This window comes from Mesorhizobium sp. AR07, from assembly GCF_024746815.1.
Taxonomy (GTDB): domain Bacteria; phylum Pseudomonadota; class Alphaproteobacteria; order Rhizobiales; family Rhizobiaceae; genus Mesorhizobium.
The window spans coordinates 4,710,690-4,726,278 of record NZ_CP080525.1 but is presented as its reverse complement, the minus strand read 5'-3'; the positions used below and the strand labels follow the sequence as shown (position 1 = coordinate 4,726,278).

Here is a 15,589-nt window from a genome sequence, read left to right as displayed (position 1 = left end):
CGTTCAGCCGGCCTCGGCCTTCAGCCGCGCCAGCTGGTCGCGTTGCAGGTCGAGTGCCGCGTTGACGAAGCGCGATATTGTGGCCAGTTCCGTGTCGCTGAAGCTGGCGATGACCTTTTCGCCTTCCCGCGCGATGGCGCCGTAGTAGCGCGCCGACAGATTCCGCGTCGCCTCGGTCGCCTCGATGACCACCTTGCGCCTGTCCTCGAGGCTGCGCGTGCGCGTCAGCAGGCCGCGCGCCTCCAGCCGGTCGATCAGCGCGGTGACGGCGGCTGGCGTCAGCCCTGTCGCTGTGGCGATCGCGCCGGCCGATTGCGGGCCGCCATAGAGCAGCCCGATGCAATGGCGTTCGGCCATGTTCAGCCCAAGCCTCGCCCCCACCGCCTCGTCATAGGCCTGCGTCGCGTCCTGCCATTGCATGATGGCAAGGCCGATGGCCGTCGCCATTTCGGCACGATTCCGGCTTGACGAATTTACTTCGATCATCTAATTATCAATCTTTCTAACATTTAGACTATCGCATCAATATGCGGCTGCGGTGCCCACAAGGCAAGAGCCCAGCCGCCGACAAGGAGTGAAAAATGAGCTTGATTCAACAGCGGGCCCCCTCTCGCAAGAGGAGGAGTTCAAATACGCCAAGCTGGCAATGGAATGGTATGGCTGGGGCTCCCCCATCGGCCTCGGCATTCTGCTCGTGGCGCTGGCCGCCGCCGCGGTGCTGGTGCGCATCGCCGTCCATGGCTTCTGAGCCGTGCCGCCCTCTGCCGGCGCCGTCATTGGCGCCGGCATTGTCGGGATGCATCAAAGGCAAGGTTGCCGTGGAACCGTCAGACGCCGACCACTTTGCTCAGATGGTCGCCCAGCCGGCAGGCCAGCGCGGTGATCGTCGTCGTCGGATTGCATTCGCCCGACGTGCAGAACACCGAGGAGCCGCCGACATAGAGATTGTCCATGCCGTGCACCTTGCAGTTGGCGTCGACAACACTCTTGGTGACATCGGTACCCATCCGCGTCCCACCCATGTGATGATGGCCCGCCGTCTCGTCGTTGGTCGGATAGTCGCCGCCATTGGTGATCCAGTCGGCAATGCGCACCCGGCCGAGATTCTTCTCGATCAGCGTCGTGCCGAACAGTCTGAGCCCTTCGAGAAGGGTGCGGCGTTCCAGCTCCGATTTCTTCCAGTGCAGCTCGATGCGCGGCACGCCGGCAGGGTCGACATCGGTCTTCGACAGTTCGATCTGGTTGGAGGCCAGCGGCGCCTGTTCCCAGGCGACATAAAGCTGGGCCGCGCAGCGCAGATTCTGGCTGAGCTTGGAGGCCATCCATTCGGCCATGTTGGGCGCCGTGCAGGCGAGATCGGCGATGAGGCTCTTGACGCCCGGATACGGCGTCTCGATCAGCCGGACGCCGAAATTCATGATCTGCAGGCGCTCCATCGCGGCAAGCGTCGGCGAGAAGAAGGCTTCGTTGACCGCATCGACCTCGAACTCGCCATAGTCGGCCAGGATGGCATTGCCGCCCTCGAAGGTCGGGTGCTCCATCCAGTAGCGGCCAAGCGCTGCCGCATTCGGCACGACGCCACCGTTCGAGCGCTGGTTCGACCACAGAAGCAGCCGCGAATTCTCCAGCCCGCCGGTGCAGACGATGAAATAGTCGGCACTGAAAGCGCCGGCGTCCTGCCCGTTGGACCACAGCCTGGCGCCGGTTACCCGCTTGCCGTCGCCGGCAAGTTCGGTGGCATAGGTGTTGAGCACGACCGCGATGTTGCTGCTCTTGTCGAGCTCGTCGGCGAATTTTTCGCCGAAGCGCACCGCCGGGCTCTTGATCAGCTGTACCCAGCGAATGTCGTCGGAGACCGGCACATCCGGCCGGAAATCGGGGAGTTCGAGAATATCGTGCACTTCCGGCAGATAGGGTTCGATGTCGGTGCGGCGGATCGGCCAGCCCGTATCGGGTGCCCAGGCCTTCGGCTCGAAGTCCTGTTTGTCGAGCACGCGGCACCAGCCGGCCCAGTGGTTCGAACTGCCGCCCATGAACCGCAGCCGGGTGATGTCGAGATCGAAGTAGAAATCGCCGACCGTGGTGCCACGGTAGAAATCCTGCGACTCGTCGCTGAATTCACGCGAGCCGGCCTCCAGCACCACGACCGGAATGCCGGCGGCGCCAAGCTTGCGGGCAATGGTGGTACCGGCCGGGCCGGAGCCGAGGATGCAGACCTTGGCGGTGAAGTTGGCGGCGCGAAACGCCTCGTAGCTGTCGAAGATCATGCCAGATCGCTCCGCTTCAGGATCCAGCCATTGACCTCGACGATCTCGTTCGGATCGGCATGGGGGGCATCGGCATCAGGCAGCTTGCGGAACAAGGACAGGGCAGGCAGGGCGATCAGCGCCTGCACGATCGTGCGGCGGGACATTTTCTTGATGAAGAAACTCATGACTGGTCTCTCGGATGGGGCTTCGACTGCGCATGGCGTTCCCGGAACGACACATGCATCACCGCAGAAGCCAGTATTGTGCCACGCTAGCCGCAAAGCAGCGAAAACCGGGTAAACGGCGCAACCGAGTGCAGACAGGGTTAGAATTTCCTTAACGGCCGGATCCCCAGCGGCCCAGCGGCCGGATCACGCCGCCTCGGAAATGTCCGTATCGAGGATCGTCAGATTGCGGCCCCGGTGCTTGGCCTGGTAGAGGCGCTTGTCGGCGGCGCGCATCAGTTCCGAGACGTTTGCATCTTCACCACACACCGTCCCGCCGATGCTGACGGTGAGCGGGATGGTCCGCTCGTCGACGGGCCGGAAGCGGATCAGCTCGACTTCGCGGCGGATGCGCTCGGCGACCCGCTTGGCTTCCTGCTCGGTGGCGCCGATCAGGAAGGCGCCGAACTCCTCGCCGCCGATGCGGCCGAGCACGTCGCCGCCGCGCACGCCGCGCTCGATCGCGCTGGCGATCAAAAGCAGTGCGTCATCGCCGGTCAGGTGGCCAAAATTGTCGTTGATCGTCTTGAAGTGGTCGGCGTCGATGATCAACAGCGCCCCACGGTCGGACTTGCGGCGGGACCCGTCGAGCGCGGCAAAGAAGTTTTCCCGATTGAGCATGCCGGTCATGTCGTCGCGGCTCGCTTTTTCCGCCAGGCGGCGATGCGCGGCGGCGAGCTGGGCATGGGCCCGCGCAAGGTCGCGATGCGCGTTTTTCAGCTTGTCGCTTTGCCAGAAAGTGCTTGCGCTGGCGGCCCATGCGAGGACCAGCGGACAGAGCGTGGAGGTCAGCCAGATCGTGCGGTTGACCGGAAATCCCATCGCCGGAACGATGATCAGCGTCAGCAGGAGAGAGGCCGCGACAGAGGCGAAAGCAACGGCGGCGGATCTCAGAATTATGCTGTTCATCGCTTGCTCCCACAGGACTGTCTCTCTGCCAGCAAGGCCTGAAGGCCACCTTTCCCGGATGGCTAAAATTTGAATCGTGATGCCATTTCCGCCACTCTCGACGCGCATAAGTTGTGGATAAAGTCTCTTTCGGAATGCTCGTTTCATGCCATAAGGAGCGCATGACCACGCTCCCTGATGCCGCCCGCTTCGCCCATGTCACCGACTGGGTGTTCGACCTCGACAACACGCTCTATCCGCATCATTCGAATCTGTTCTCGCAGATCGACGTGAAGATGACCGCTTATGTCGGTGAACTGCTGGCACTGCCGCGCGAGGAAGCGCGCAAGCTGCAGAAGGAGCTCTACCGCGAATATGGCACGACGCTGAACGGGCTGATGACGCGCCACGGCATCGACCCCGACGATTTCCTCGAGAAGGTGCATGACATCGACTATTCATGGCTGGTGCCCGATCCCGTTCTCGGCACCGCCATCCGCCAGCTTCCGGGCCGCAAGTTCATCTTCACCAATGGCGACCGCAGGCACGCCGAACGCACCGCGCGCCAGCTCGGCATCCTCGACCATTTCGACGACATCTTCGACATCGTCGCCGCCGGGCTCAATCCCAAGCCGGCGCGCCAGACCTACGAGAAGTTCGCCGAACTCCACGCCGTCACCGGCCACAATGCGGTGATGTTCGAGGATCTTGCCCGCAACCTTTCGGTGCCGAAGTCGCTGGGCATGACCACGGTGCTGGTGGTGCCGCGCAATTTCGAGCCGACCTTTTCCGAGATCTGGGAACGCGACCCAACGCAGGAAGACGACGTCGATTTCGTCACCGACGATCTCGCCAGCTTCCTGACGGCGATCATTGTTAGGGAGTAGGGGAGTAGGGGAGTAGGGGAGTAGGGGAGTAGGGGAGTAGGGGAGTAGGGGAAATTGATCTGGAACGCAGAGACTGCAATCGCCTTATTCCCTTATTCCCTTATTCCCTTATTCCCCTACTGCCCTACTCCCTTACTCCCCTAACTTGTAGAAGCGGCTGATGATGCTCCAGGCTTCGTCGGCGGTGTCGACGAAGTCGATGATGTCCTGGTCGCCGGGGCTGATCGTGCCCTGCTCGGCGAGGAAATCGAGGTTGATCGCCCGTTTCCAGAAGGATTTGCCAAACAGGATCACCGGCACGCGCTCCATGCGCCCGGTCTGGATCAGGGTCAGCGTCTCGAAGAACTCGTCCATCGTGCCGAAGCCGCCGGGAAACACCGCCACAGCCTTGGCGCGCATGACGAAATGCATCTTGCGGATGGCGAAATAGTGGAAGTTGAAGCAGAGCTCCGGCGTCACATAGGGGTTCGGCGCCTGCTCGTGCGGCAAGACGATGTTGAGGCCGATCGACGGCGCGCCGACATCGTCGGCGCCACGGTTTCCCGCCTCCATCACACCAGGCCCGCCGCCGGTCACCACGACATATTCGCGGTAATATGACGCAGCCGACTGCTGCGAGCAGAGGCGGGCGAATTTTCGCGCCTCCTCGTAATATTTGCTGTTGGCCTCGAGGTTCTTCCTCTGCGTCTCGTTCTTGGCCGCCCAGGCCTCGCCGCCGGGCTCCGGTAGGCGTGCGCCACCGAACAGGATCACCGTCGAACGGATACCGCGTTCGGCCAGGATCATTTCGGGCTTCAAGAGTTCGAGCTGCAGCCTGACCGCGCGCAATTCGCGCCGCGTCATGAAGTCGGGGTCGTTCCAGGCGAGCCTGTAGGTCTCGGCACGCGTCTGCGGCGTGTCCGGCACGCTCTTCGACCGCTCCAGATCCTCGTCCGAATGCGGCAGCGGCGTCCACCCCGCCTTTTCCATAGGAGTCATGATTGCCTTACCCGTCCAAATTCTTCAGTTGCGCCGTCCCGTGGCGCAGCCGCGATTGACCCCCATTGAGCCTTAACATAAGCAGGTTCCGCAAAAGTGTCCGGCGGTTTTGCGACAAGAACCTGCTACATGCAAAGACCCGAGCAGGCAAAGCCTGCCAGGGGTCCGCGCGACTTTCAAAACAGGTTAAGGCGCAGCCCCTTAACAGCTTGGTAATGGAGCGAATTCATGTCGAAGCCCGATCTGGCGAGCCTCGAAAAGACCATTGAGAAGGCCTTCGAGGAACGCGACGCGATTTCGACCGCGACCCGCGGCGAAACGCGCGACGCCATCCAGTCGGCGCTCGACCTGCTCGACCGCGGCGCCGCCCGCGTCGCCGAGCGGCAGGCCGACGGCAAATGGCATGTCAACCAGTGGCTGAAGAAGGCCGTGCTTTTGTCCTTCCGGCTCAACCCGATGGAGATCATCAAGGGCGGGCCGGGCGAGGCCGTGTGGTGGGACAAGGTGCCGTCGAAGTTCGACGGCTGGAGCGCCGTCGACTTCGAGAAGGCGGGCTTCCGCGCCGTGCCGTCGTCGATCGTGCGCCGTTCCGCCTATGTCGCGCCGGGCGCCGTGCTGATGCCGTCCTTCGTCAATGTCGGCGCCTATGTCGACAGCGGCACCATGGTCGACACCTGGGCTTCGGTCGGCTCCTGCGCGCAGATCGGCAAGAACGTGCATCTGTCGGGCGGCGTCGGGATCGGCGGCGTGCTGGAGCCGATGCAGGCAGGTCCCACCATCATCGAGGACAATTGCTTCATCGGCGCGCGCTCGGAAGTGGTCGAAGGCTGCATCGTGCGCGAAGGCTCGGTGCTCGGCATGGGCGTCTTCATCGGCCAGTCGACCAAGATCGTCGACCGCGCCACCGGCGAGGTCTTCTATGGCGAGGTGCCGCCGAATTCCGTCGTCGTCGCCGGCACGATGCCGGGCAAGCCTTTTCCGAATGGCGAGCCGGGTCCAGGCCTCTACTGCGCCGTCATCGTCAAGCGTGTCGACGCCAAGACCCGCTCCAAGACCTCGATCAACGAATTGCTGCGCGATTGATCTTTGCACAAAGCGAGCGCACCTTCCGCCCGCGCGACAATCCGTCGCGCTGGTTCAACATGGAGGGGTGACATGGACTGGAAATATCTGCTCACAAGCTTTGATGGTCGTATCAACCGTGGCAAGTTCTGGGCTGGCATCGGCGTATTCATCGTTATTGGCATCATAGCCTTCATTCTCGATGCGATCCTCGGCACACGTTTCACCACCGCCAGTGGCGCCCAGATCGGCATCATCGGCATCCTCTTCGCACTGGCATCGATCTATTTCGCGATTGCTCTCTATGCCAAACGCTGGCACGACCGCAACAAGTCGGGCTGGTGGACGCTGATCGGCCTCGTACCCGTTATCGGCGGCATCTGGCTGCTGGTCGAACTCGGCATCCTCGAAGGCACCAGGGGTGCCAATCAATATGGACCGGACCCGCTTGCCTGACAGATCAGATCTCACCTGGCTTTTCTTCAGAACATCGGGCCGCGTCAGTCGCGCGGCCTATTTTCTTGGCGGGCTGCTCGTCGCCATCATACAGGCCTTTCCGCTCTACCGCTTCACGCTGGTGCCGGAAGGCTCGGCCGAGAGCAACATGTGGTCGTTCATCTTCTTCATCGCCTTCATCGCCTCGCTGTGGTCGAACATCGCGCTGGCAGTGAAGCGGCTGCACGATCTCGACAAGCCGGGCATTGCCGCCTTGATCCTGTTCGTGCCGGTGGTCTCGATCGTCGCCTTCCTTGTGTTGTGCCTGTTTCCAGGGCAGCCTGGGCCCAACCGCTATGGCCGGCGCACCAATGAGCCGGCACAACCCTGAGGGTCGATCGGACATGCGCTACCGCACGCTTGATCCGAAACTGATCGTCGAAACCGCCGAACGCCTGGAAGGCCGGATCGCCGACCGTTTCCCGGAAGCCGGATTGCGTGGCGTCGCCGCCGAGCTGGTCTCGCTGTCGCGCGATCTGGCCGAGGCGGCCAAGGCGCTCGAAGCGCCGATCTGGTGGCTGCGCGGGCTGATCATGGCCGCCTTCGTCGCCGGTGTGCTGGTGTTCCTCTTCGTCGGCACCATCCTGCCGCTCGACCGCATCTCGGGAACCGACGATGCCCTGCAGTCGGTGCAAGGCATCGAAGCCTCGATCAACACCGTCATCCTGGCGGTGCTGGGCCTGCTTGCCCTGATCCGCACCGAGGAGCGCATCAAGCGCAAGCGGGTCTTTCGCCAGCTGCATGGCCTGCGCTCGCTGATCCATGTCATCGACATGCATCAGCTGACCAAGGATCCGGCCACGCTTTCGGCCAATTTCAAGCCAACCGCTCACTCTCCGGCCCGCCGCATCACCAACGCCGCCGATCTTGCCCGTTATCTCGACTATTGCTCGGAAATGCTGTCGATCACCGGCAAGGTCGCCGCACTCTTCGCCCAGTCGGTCAATGACGACGTCGTCATCGACGGCGTCAACGACATCGAGAATTTGAGCTCCAACCTGTCACGCAAGATCTGGCAGAAGATCACCCTGATCGACGGCCGTCCGCTGACGCGGTGACTTGACCTGGCATCAGCCCGGGCGATCCGCGCTTGCTGGCTTCCGCCTCGCGCACCAGAGCGGTGATCCGCTTGACCATCGGCGCCGGCGTGCCGGCTTGTTCCGCCAGCCGCAAAATAGCACCCTGCAAGTCGTCGATCTCCGTCGGCCGACCGCGCTGCAGATCGTCCCACATCGACGAGCGCGCTTGCGGGTCGATCGCCAGCATGCGCCGCGCCAGCAGTTTGAACAGCCAGTCCGGCAGCCTGAGCACCTTCGGCAATAGTGCTGGCCGCAGGCCGGCGATTCTCGCCGGCTCGATGCCGGACGCTTTCATCGCCTTCAGCGCTTCGTCGATCTGGCCGGCCAGGATCAGCCGCCAGCGCCGGTCGGCCAATTCGGTCGCCAGCGGCAGACCGGAAAGCGCCACCAGCGCGTTGTTCAAGTTCATCAGCAGCTTGCCCCACAGCACCGCCTTCATCTCGCCATGCGCCTCGACCGAGAACCCTTCGACGCCGAGAAGGCTGACCAGGCCGGCGTCTTCGATCATCACCTTGCCGTCGCTGGCCCGGTGCACGCGCAGCGGCAGCTCGCCGTCCGGGGACTGCACCACATTGAACGGCACCATGCCGGCCAGCACCGTTCGCCCGGAGAGCCCGGCGCGCAGCCTGTCGGTATTGTCGACGCCGTTCTGCAGGCTGACCACCACCGCATCCGGGCGGGCATGCGTCTTGATGAGGGTGGTCACATCTTCGGTGGCGCCGCTCTTGACCGTGACCAGGATCACGTCGGCCTGAGGCAGGGCGACAGCCGCATCGGCGGTGACGACAAGTGCGTCCGGCTTGATCGAGCGATCGCGGCCCTGGAGGTCGCTGACCCGCAATCCGCCCTGCCGCAAGGCCGCCTCGATGCGCGGCCGCGCCAGTAGGATCACCCGGTGCCCGGCGAGCGCCAGGCAGCCGCCGGCATAGCAGCCGATGCTGCCGGCGCCGGCAATGACGATCGTCTTGTCCGCGTTTGCCACCCTGTCACTCCGCACCGGCCCGCGACTATACGACATGAAAACCATAATGTCGGCGGTATCGTCGGCCATTGGACTGGCCCTCATGTCTGGCCGTGACAGGCCCTGCGCTTTCGACTATCGCTTTTGCCATGACGCTGCCGACCGATCCCGCCGAAAATCTCGCTGCCCTTATCCGCTGTGCTTCGGTGACGCCCGCCGAAGGCGGCGCGCTGACCGCGCTGGAGACGATGCTGAAGCCGCTCGGCTTCCTGGTCGATCGCCCGGTGTTCTCCGAAGACGGTACGCCGGATATCGAGAACCTCTATGCGCGACGCTCCGGCAACGGCCCGCATCTGATGTTTGCCGGCCATACCGACGTGGTGCCGGTTGGCGACGAGGAAGCCTGGACGCATCCGCCTTTCGGTGCCGAGATCGCCAATGGCGAAATGTACGGCCGTGGCGCCGTCGACATGAAGGGCGGCATTGCCTGTTTCATCGCCGCCGTGGCGCGCCATGTCGAGAAGAGTGGTGGCCCGAAGGGGTCGGTCTCGCTGCTGATCACCGGCGACGAGGAAGGGCCGGCCATCAACGGCACGGTGAAGCTGCTCGAATGGGCGGCTTCCAGGGGCGAGAAATGGGATGCCTCGATCGTCGGCGAGCCGACCAATCCGGACGCGCTGGGCGACATGATCAAGATCGGCCGCCGCGGCTCGATGTCGGGCGCCATCATCGTCAATGGCCGCCAGGGCCATGTCGCCTATCCCTTGCTTGCCGACAATCCCGTGCGCGGGCTGATGGGCCTGGTCGATGCCTTGCTGCATCCTGTCTTCGACAAGGGAACCAAGGATTTCCAGCCGACCAATCTGGAGGTGACCTCCATCGATGTCGGCAACCCGGCCACCAACGTCATCCCGGCCAAGGCGACCGCGACCTTCAACATCCGCTTCAACGACAGCTGGACGGCCGAGACCGTCCAGGCGGAAATCCACAATCGCCTCGACCAGGCGGCCAAACGCAAGAAGTACCGGCAGGGCAAGAAGACGCCGGTCGACTACGACCTCGTCTGGCGCGACCGGCCGAGCCATGTCTTCCTGACCCGCGACGACAGGCTGATCGAAACGCTGCGCGGCTCGATCAAATCGGCTATCGGCAAGGAGCCGACGCTGTCGACCTCGGGAGGCACGTCCGATGCGCGCTTCATCAAGGATTATTGCCCGGTGGTCGAGTTCGGGTTGGTCGGCAAGACCATGCACATGGTCGACGAGCGCGTCGCCATTGCCGATCTCGAAACGTTGACGCAAATCTACCAACGCTTCATCGAAGACTGGTTCGGACAGGGCTGAGCATGCTTTCGGCGGACGAAACCCAAGCCTCGCTGACCGGCGCCTGGCGGCTGATGCTGGGCAAGGCCGACGGCCTGCGCCTGCTCGACCTGTCGGCCGACGGCTTCTGGAATTCCTTTTTCGCCATCATCGTTGCCGCGCCGCCGCTGATCGTCGGCTGGGTCGGCATCGCCAATGAGATCGGCGATCCCGACGCTTTCGCCGGGCGCTTCAGCATGCTGGTGCGCCTGGCGACGGTCGACATCGGCTCCTGGGTGCTGCCGCTGGTCGTCCTGGCCCTGGTCGCGCCGCGCGCCGGCATCGGCGGCCGCTTCGTCCACTACGTCGTTGCCAGCAACTGGGCTTCGGCCATCACCGCATGGCTGATGCTGCCGTCGGCGCTGATCAGGCTTTTCCTCTCGTCCGCAAGCCAGGTTTCCAGCATTGTCTCGCTGCTGTTGTTTGCCCTGTCGATGGTGCTGACCTGGCGCATGACCAACGCCACCATCGGCAAGGGCGCGGCAGTCGGCACCGCCGTTTTCGCCGGCATGTTCATCGCTTCGCTGTTGGTGCTGTTCGGCCTGCAGATGCTGCTCGGCATCTCCGTGCCGGACAATGCCGGGACTCAGAGCCTTTCCGGGCTCATCTCCGGATAGAGCCTTCTGGCTCTATCCTGGATAGTCGACACCCAGATAATCAACGCCAACGAGAAACAGCCCATCGGGCGGCGCCACCTGACCGCAGGCGGCGCGATCGCGGGCGTCCAGCGCAGCTTTCAGGTCGGCGGCGGTCCAGCCGCCTTCGCCGACGCGCTTCAGCGAGCCGACCATCGAGCGTACCTGATTGTGCAGGAAGGAGCGCGCCGAGGCCCTGACCTCGATCAGGTCATCTTGCCTGCTCACATCGAGCCGTTCCAGCGTCCTGATCGGGCTGTTGGCCTGGCACTGGGTGGATCGGAAGGTGGTGAAGTCATGCCGTCCGAGCAGGGCTTTTGCCGCCTCGTGCATGGCGCCGGCGTCGAGCCGCTTCGGCACCCACCACACCTTGCCCTTGTCGAGCGCCGCCGGCGCGCGGCGGTTGACGATGCGGTAGATGTAGTGGCGGCCGGTCGCCGAAAAGCGGGCGTCGAATCCGTCCGCGACAGCGGCCGCCTTCAGCACCGCAATGCGCGCGCCGGCCATTTGCAGATGCGCGTTGATGGCGTCGCGCACCTTGTCGTTTGGCCATGCCTTGACGAGGTCGACATGCGCCACCTGACCGGTGGCGTGAACGCCGGCATCCGTGCGGCCGGCGCCGCGCAGCGAAACCTGCTCGCCACAGAATTTCTCGATCGCCTGCTCGATCGCCTGCTGCACCGAAGGCTGGTCGGCCTGGCGCTGCCAGCCGGCGTAGAGGCTGCCGTCATATTCGATGTCGAGGCGAAAACGCGGCATTCTAGAGCATGATGCCGAAAAGTATGAAGCGGCTTTCGGACGACATCATGCTCTATCTCTTGAGTTAGAGGCGGATTCAGATTTCAGGTCGATCCGACCTGAAATCATCCGGCTCAAATGCATGTCGCCCAAAAGCGGCCCCGGTTTCGGGAGGACGACATGCATAAAAACAAAGACCTAAAGCGCGTTGCGTGTATCCGTTCAAACGCGACGCGCTTTAGGGCGGTTGCCGCTTACGCGGCGAGCGCCGAGCCGAAGGCCGAGGCGTAGACCAGCCTGCCGGCTTCCGGGGCGTCGCCCCAGGCCAGCGCCTGCAGCGCCTCGCCCTGGTATTCGCTCTCGAACTTTTCAGCGCGCGCGTGGCTGTAGCCAAAACGACCGTAATAGGCCGGATCGCCCAGCACCACGGCCAGCGTCTCGCCAACATCCCTGAGGCGGATATGCGCCTCGCGGATCAGCGCGCCACCAATGCCGCTGCCATGGAACGAAGGCTCCACCGCCAACGGCGCGAGCGCCACGGCCGCAAAGCTCTTGCCGCCCTTCTGAACGAACAGCCGCGAAAACAGGATATGGCCGACCACCTGGCCGTCTTCTTCCGCCACCAGTTCGGTGACGGCGTCGCCGCCGGTCACCAGCGCGTCGACCAGCCCGGCCTCCGCCTGCTGGCCGAAAGCGTGTTCCTCGACGAGGCGGATGGCCTCGCGATCCCGCGGCGTCGCCGCGCGTATCGACATCATGCTCATGAGAATTTCATTCCTTTTTCGATCTTGGCCCCGCGCAGGAATTCCGACGCGGCAGCGGGCCTTCCGCCCGCCCGTTGAACTTCGACCAGACTGATGGCGCCTGCTCCGCAGGCGACCGTCAGCCGGTCATCGAGAATTCCTCCCGACTCGCCGGCGCCTTCGGACAGCGTCGAGCGAAGCAGTTTCAGCCGCTCTTGGCGGCCGCCAATGTCTATCTCGGACCAGGCACCGGGAAAGGGCGACAGGCCACGAATGGTATTGTGGACCTCGCTCGCCGAGCGAGTCCAGTCCACGCGAGTCTCGGATTTATCGATTTTCTTGGCATAGGTCACCCCCTCCACCGCTTGGCGGGTAAATGTCAGGGTGTTCCTTTCCAGTCGCGCCAGTGCTTCCACCATCAGGGCAGCACCGACACTCATCAACCGATCATGCAGATCGCCGGCTGTCATATCGGGTTCGATGGCGCATTTTTCAACCATTCCGACCGGGCCGGTGTCCAAACCCTCTTCCATGCGCATCACCATCATGCCGGTTTCGCGGTCCCCGGCCATGATGGCGCGCTGGATGGGTGCCGCACCCCGCCAGCGCGGCAGAAGCGAGGCATGGCCGTTGACGCAGCCAAGCCGGGGTGCCTCCAGAACCGCCTTCGGCAACAGCAAACCATAGGCGACGACCACGGCGATGTCGGCCCGCAAGGCGCGGAAGGCCGTCTGTTCGGCCTCGCCCTTGAGCGATACCGGTGTGCGCGTCTCGATGCCCAGCCGCTCTGCCTCGCGCTGCACCGGCGACGGCGTCAGCTCCAAACCGCGCCGTCCGGCGGCGCGCGGCGGCTGGGTGTAGACGGCGACGACGTCATGTCCGGCCTCGGCAATCGCGCGCAGCGTCGCCACCGAAAACTCCGGCGTGCCCATGAAGATGACGCGAAGGGGCATTTCCCCTATCCCACCAGCTTGCCCGGCGCCTTGTCCTTGGCGAGCTTCTTGAATTTCTTCACCACCATGTCGCGCTTCAGCTTCGAGATGTGGTCGATGAACAAGACGCCGTTGAGGTGGTCGATCTCGTGCTGCAGGCAGGTCGCCATCAGGCCCTCGGCTTCCAGCTCCTGCAGCTTGCCGTCGCGGTCGAGATATTTGACCCGCACGGCGGCCGGGCGTTCGACCTCGGCATAGTAGTCCGGGATCGACAGGCAGCCTTCCTCGTAGACGGAGCGCGCATCGGCGCTCTCCAGGATTTCCGGGTTGATGAAGACATGCGGCGCCGGCGTCTCGTCTTCCTTGGCGAGATCGATCACCAGCATGCGCACCGGTTCGCCGATCTGGATCGCCGCCAGCCCGATGCCGGGCGCGTCATACATGGTCGCCAGCATGTCGTCGGCTAATCTGCGCAAAGGCGCGTCGACGCGCTCCACGGGCTTCGAAACCTGGCGCAGGATGGGGTCGGGAAGGATGATGAGCGGCTTGATCGGCATGGCGTTCCACCTAAGACCTCCAGCGAAAAGCGTCAACCGGTGCGCCCCGCGCTCGTTCACGTTTTGATCTGTGCCGGCCCCGCGAATCGGCTATGCTGTCCACATGAATGATCTGAGCACTATCCTTTCGGAGCCTGTCGCGCGACTTGGCGCCACCACGATCACGCTCGGCCATGCGCTTGCCGTCGGCGCCTTGCTGTTTCTTGGCCTGTTCGTGGCGCTTGTCGTCGCGCTGTGGCGGTCGGCCAAGGCGCGTGCCGTCGCCGCAGCCGAAGCCGCCGACCATGCCCGCGACGCCGAGGCGCGGATGGCCGGCATTCTGCAATCGCAGGCCGAGATGCAGGGCCGCATGGGCGCCATCGCCGAAGTGTTCGGGGCACGGCAAGCGGAGCTGACGCAGTCGATCGGCCAACGCCTCGACGCCATGACCGGCCGCCTCGGCCAGACCATGACCGAGCAGACGAAATCGACGCATGAGAGCCTGGCCAAATTGCAGGAGCGGCTGGCGATCATCGATGTCGCGCAGGGCAACATCCAGTCGCTTGCCGGCCAGGTCGTGCAGTTGCAGGCAATCCTCTCCAACAAGCAGACGCGCGGCGCCTTCGGCCAGTCGCGCATGGAGGCGATCGTCGCCGATGGCCTGCCGCATGGCGCCTATGAATTCCAGGCAACGCTGTCGAATGGCAGCCGGCCCGACTGCCTGGTAAAAATGCCTAACGGCGCGCCGTCGCTTGCCATCGACGCTAAATTTCCGCTGGAAGCCTGGAACGCCATTCGCGCCGCCGATGGCGCCGACCTGCAGAAGGTTGCCTCGCAGGCCTTCCGCCGCGACATCGAGATCCATGTCCGCGACATATCGGAAAAATACCTGATCCAGGGCGAGACGCAGGACACCGCCTTCATGTTCGTGCCGTCGGAATCGGTGTTCGCCGAGATCCACGAGAATTTCGAGGCGATCGTTCACAAGGCGCACCGCGCCCGTGTCGTCATCGTCTCGCCATCGCTGCTGATGCTGTCGATCCAGGTTATCCAGGCGATCCTCAAGGACGCCCGCATGCGCGAACAGGCGCATCTGATCCAGGGCGAAGTCATCCGGCTGATGGAGGATGTTGCGCGCGTCGACGAGCGGGTGCGCAAATTGCAGGTCCATTTCGGCCAGTCGGCCAAGGACATCGACGACATTCTCGTCTCGACGTCGAAGGTGACCAAACGTGGCCAGAAGATCGAGGCTCTGGAGTTCGGCGCGCAGCCCGGCGGCGATGCCGGTCCGGACGCGGCAACACGGGCTCCCGCCGCGAAAGTCGAAGCAGGCGCGCGTGTTGCCGATTCGAAGACCGGGCAACTCAGGCTGAGGGTCGTCGAAGGCGACGATTGAACGGCCCGAGGAGCGCTACTGCTCCTCCACGGTCGTCATCCCCTGAAATTCCGGCAGCCAATGTAGTGCCGAGCGGTGCCATTTCTGCTGTGTCGGGATCAAATCCTCGCGTTGCCGCGCGGTTCCCGCTCGAATTCCATAGACCTTTGGACCATCTCCGACCGACGTGGCGTAAAGGTGCGAACCGCAGTCGGCGCAAAAGGCCTGGGCGCGCTTGGCGCCACTCGCCCCGGTCTTGGTATAGATTTTCGGCGTGCCCTTGGTGATCCGGTAATGGTCCTCGGGCGCGGGAACGGTCACTCGAAAGGCCGTGCCGGTCAGTTGCTGGCAATCCGTGCAGTGACAGATCGAGGTCTTTTCAGGGTCGACCTCCGCCTCGTAGGTGATGGCGCCACAATGGCAGCCGCCGTCGATTTTCATCTTGC

Annotated in this window: 20 protein-coding genes; 9 read left to right on the top strand and 11 right to left on the bottom strand. The window is 63.7% G+C overall.

The features are described from left to right. Positions 1–3 precede the first annotated feature (3 nt). Positions 4–486: a MarR family winged helix-turn-helix transcriptional regulator gene (locus BPNPMPFG_RS23860; protein ID WP_258591091.1), complete on the bottom strand. Its 483-nt coding sequence runs from the start codon at positions 484–486 to the stop codon at positions 4–6. Positions 487–574: 88 nt separating this feature from the next. Here BPNPMPFG_RS23860 and BPNPMPFG_RS23855 point away from each other — a divergent pair, with 88 nt between their 5' ends. Beyond that, positions 575–748, top strand: coding sequence for a hypothetical protein (locus BPNPMPFG_RS23855; protein WP_258591090.1), 174 nt, complete (start codon positions 575–577; stop codon positions 746–748). A 79-nt stretch (positions 749–827) separates the two neighbouring features. On the opposite strand, the gene BPNPMPFG_RS23850 is transcribed toward BPNPMPFG_RS23855, so the two are convergent. The 3 genes from BPNPMPFG_RS23850 to BPNPMPFG_RS23840 form a co-directional block, all read right to left on the bottom strand. Next, positions 828–2,267, bottom strand: coding sequence for a GMC oxidoreductase (locus BPNPMPFG_RS23850; RefSeq protein WP_258591089.1), 1,440 nt, complete (start codon positions 2,265–2,267; stop codon positions 828–830). Continuing rightward, positions 2,264–2,434, bottom strand: coding sequence for a hypothetical protein (locus BPNPMPFG_RS23845; protein ID WP_258591088.1), 171 nt, complete (start codon positions 2,432–2,434; stop codon positions 2,264–2,266). The genes BPNPMPFG_RS23850 and BPNPMPFG_RS23845 overlap by 4 nt, the downstream gene beginning before the upstream one ends. A 186-nt stretch (positions 2,435–2,620) precedes the next feature. Further along, positions 2,621–3,382 (bottom strand): GGDEF domain-containing protein, encoded by a 762-nt coding sequence (locus BPNPMPFG_RS23840; RefSeq protein ID WP_258591087.1) that lies wholly within the window; start codon positions 3,380–3,382, stop codon positions 2,621–2,623. A gap of 161 nt (positions 3,383–3,543) precedes the next feature. Here BPNPMPFG_RS23840 and BPNPMPFG_RS23835 point away from each other — a divergent pair, with 161 nt between their 5' ends. Beyond that, a complete protein-coding gene (locus BPNPMPFG_RS23835; protein WP_258591086.1) occupies positions 3,544–4,248 on the top strand; it encodes a pyrimidine 5'-nucleotidase in 705 nt (234 codons plus the stop codon). A gap of 132 nt (positions 4,249–4,380) precedes the next feature. Here the strand turns inward: BPNPMPFG_RS23835 and BPNPMPFG_RS23830 are convergent, their stop codons facing one another. Further along, on the bottom strand, positions 4,381–5,226 hold the full coding sequence (locus BPNPMPFG_RS23830) for an LOG family protein (protein WP_258591085.1): 846 nt from the start codon (positions 5,224–5,226) through the stop codon (positions 4,381–4,383). Positions 5,227–5,454: 228 nt separating this feature from the next. Between BPNPMPFG_RS23830 and dapD the strand changes: the two genes are divergently transcribed. The 4 genes from dapD to BPNPMPFG_RS23810 all read left to right on the top strand — a co-directional run bounded on the left by dapD (position 5,455) and on the right by BPNPMPFG_RS23810 (position 7,841). Further along, complete coding sequence (gene dapD / locus BPNPMPFG_RS23825; RefSeq protein ID WP_258591084.1) at positions 5,455–6,309, top strand: 2,3,4,5-tetrahydropyridine-2,6-dicarboxylate N-succinyltransferase; 855 nt, start codon at positions 5,455–5,457, stop codon at positions 6,307–6,309. Positions 6,310–6,381: 72 nt separating this feature from the next. Further along, a complete protein-coding gene (locus tag BPNPMPFG_RS23820; RefSeq protein ID WP_258591083.1) occupies positions 6,382–6,744 on the top strand; it encodes a DUF805 domain-containing protein in 363 nt (120 codons plus the stop codon). Continuing rightward, positions 6,737–7,114: a DUF805 domain-containing protein gene (locus tag BPNPMPFG_RS23815; RefSeq protein WP_258591082.1), complete on the top strand. Its 378-nt coding sequence runs from the start codon at positions 6,737–6,739 to the stop codon at positions 7,112–7,114. Before BPNPMPFG_RS23820 ends, BPNPMPFG_RS23815 begins: the two co-directional genes overlap by 8 nt. Positions 7,115–7,127: 13 nt before the next feature. Continuing rightward, a complete protein-coding gene (locus BPNPMPFG_RS23810) occupies positions 7,128–7,841 on the top strand; it encodes a hypothetical protein (RefSeq protein ID WP_258591081.1) in 714 nt (237 codons plus the stop codon). Here BPNPMPFG_RS23810 and BPNPMPFG_RS23805 read toward each other — a convergent pair. Next, complete coding sequence (locus BPNPMPFG_RS23805) at positions 7,807–8,844, bottom strand: 2-dehydropantoate 2-reductase (protein ID WP_258591080.1); 1,038 nt, start codon at positions 8,842–8,844, stop codon at positions 7,807–7,809. The two genes, BPNPMPFG_RS23810 and BPNPMPFG_RS23805, sit on opposite strands and share 35 nt — an antisense overlap. A 128-nt stretch (positions 8,845–8,972) precedes the next feature. Here BPNPMPFG_RS23805 and dapE point away from each other — a divergent pair, with 128 nt between their 5' ends. Together dapE and BPNPMPFG_RS23795 are read left to right on the top strand one after the other, a co-directional pair. Then, on the top strand, positions 8,973–10,166 hold the full coding sequence (dapE, locus tag BPNPMPFG_RS23800) for a succinyl-diaminopimelate desuccinylase (protein ID WP_258591079.1): 1,194 nt from the start codon (positions 8,973–8,975) through the stop codon (positions 10,164–10,166). 2 nt (positions 10,167–10,168) lie between these two features. Beyond that, a complete protein-coding gene (locus BPNPMPFG_RS23795; protein WP_258591078.1) occupies positions 10,169–10,801 on the top strand; it encodes a transporter in 633 nt (210 codons plus the stop codon). A gap of 12 nt (positions 10,802–10,813) precedes the next feature. Here the strand turns inward: BPNPMPFG_RS23795 and truA are convergent, their stop codons facing one another. The 4 genes from truA to def form a co-directional block, all read right to left on the bottom strand. Beyond that, entirely contained in the window at positions 10,814–11,578 is a 765-nt protein-coding gene (gene truA / locus BPNPMPFG_RS23790) for a tRNA pseudouridine(38-40) synthase TruA (RefSeq protein ID WP_258591077.1), read from the bottom strand. Positions 11,579–11,811: 233 nt separating this feature from the next. Beyond that, a complete protein-coding gene (locus tag BPNPMPFG_RS23785) occupies positions 11,812–12,321 on the bottom strand; it encodes a GNAT family N-acetyltransferase (RefSeq protein WP_258591076.1) in 510 nt (169 codons plus the stop codon). Beyond that, the gene (gene fmt / locus BPNPMPFG_RS23780; RefSeq protein ID WP_258591075.1) at positions 12,318–13,253 is read right to left on the bottom strand and encodes a methionyl-tRNA formyltransferase; all 936 of its coding nucleotides are present in this window, start codon (positions 13,251–13,253) and stop codon (positions 12,318–12,320) included. Before fmt ends, BPNPMPFG_RS23785 begins: the two co-directional genes overlap by 4 nt. 5 nt (positions 13,254–13,258) lie before the next feature. Further along, a complete protein-coding gene (gene def / locus BPNPMPFG_RS23775) occupies positions 13,259–13,789 on the bottom strand; it encodes a peptide deformylase (RefSeq protein ID WP_258591074.1) in 531 nt (176 codons plus the stop codon). Between the two features lie 103 nt (positions 13,790–13,892). On the opposite strand from def, the gene BPNPMPFG_RS23770 reads away from it, so the two are divergent. After that, positions 13,893–15,164: a DNA recombination protein RmuC gene (locus BPNPMPFG_RS23770; RefSeq protein WP_258591073.1), complete on the top strand. Its 1,272-nt coding sequence runs from the start codon at positions 13,893–13,895 to the stop codon at positions 15,162–15,164. A 15-nt stretch (positions 15,165–15,179) separates the two neighbouring features. On the opposite strand, the gene BPNPMPFG_RS23765 is transcribed toward BPNPMPFG_RS23770, so the two are convergent. After that, on the bottom strand, positions 15,180–15,584 hold the full coding sequence (locus BPNPMPFG_RS23765) for a GFA family protein (protein WP_258591072.1): 405 nt from the start codon (positions 15,582–15,584) through the stop codon (positions 15,180–15,182). Positions 15,585–15,589: the final 5 nt, after the last annotated feature.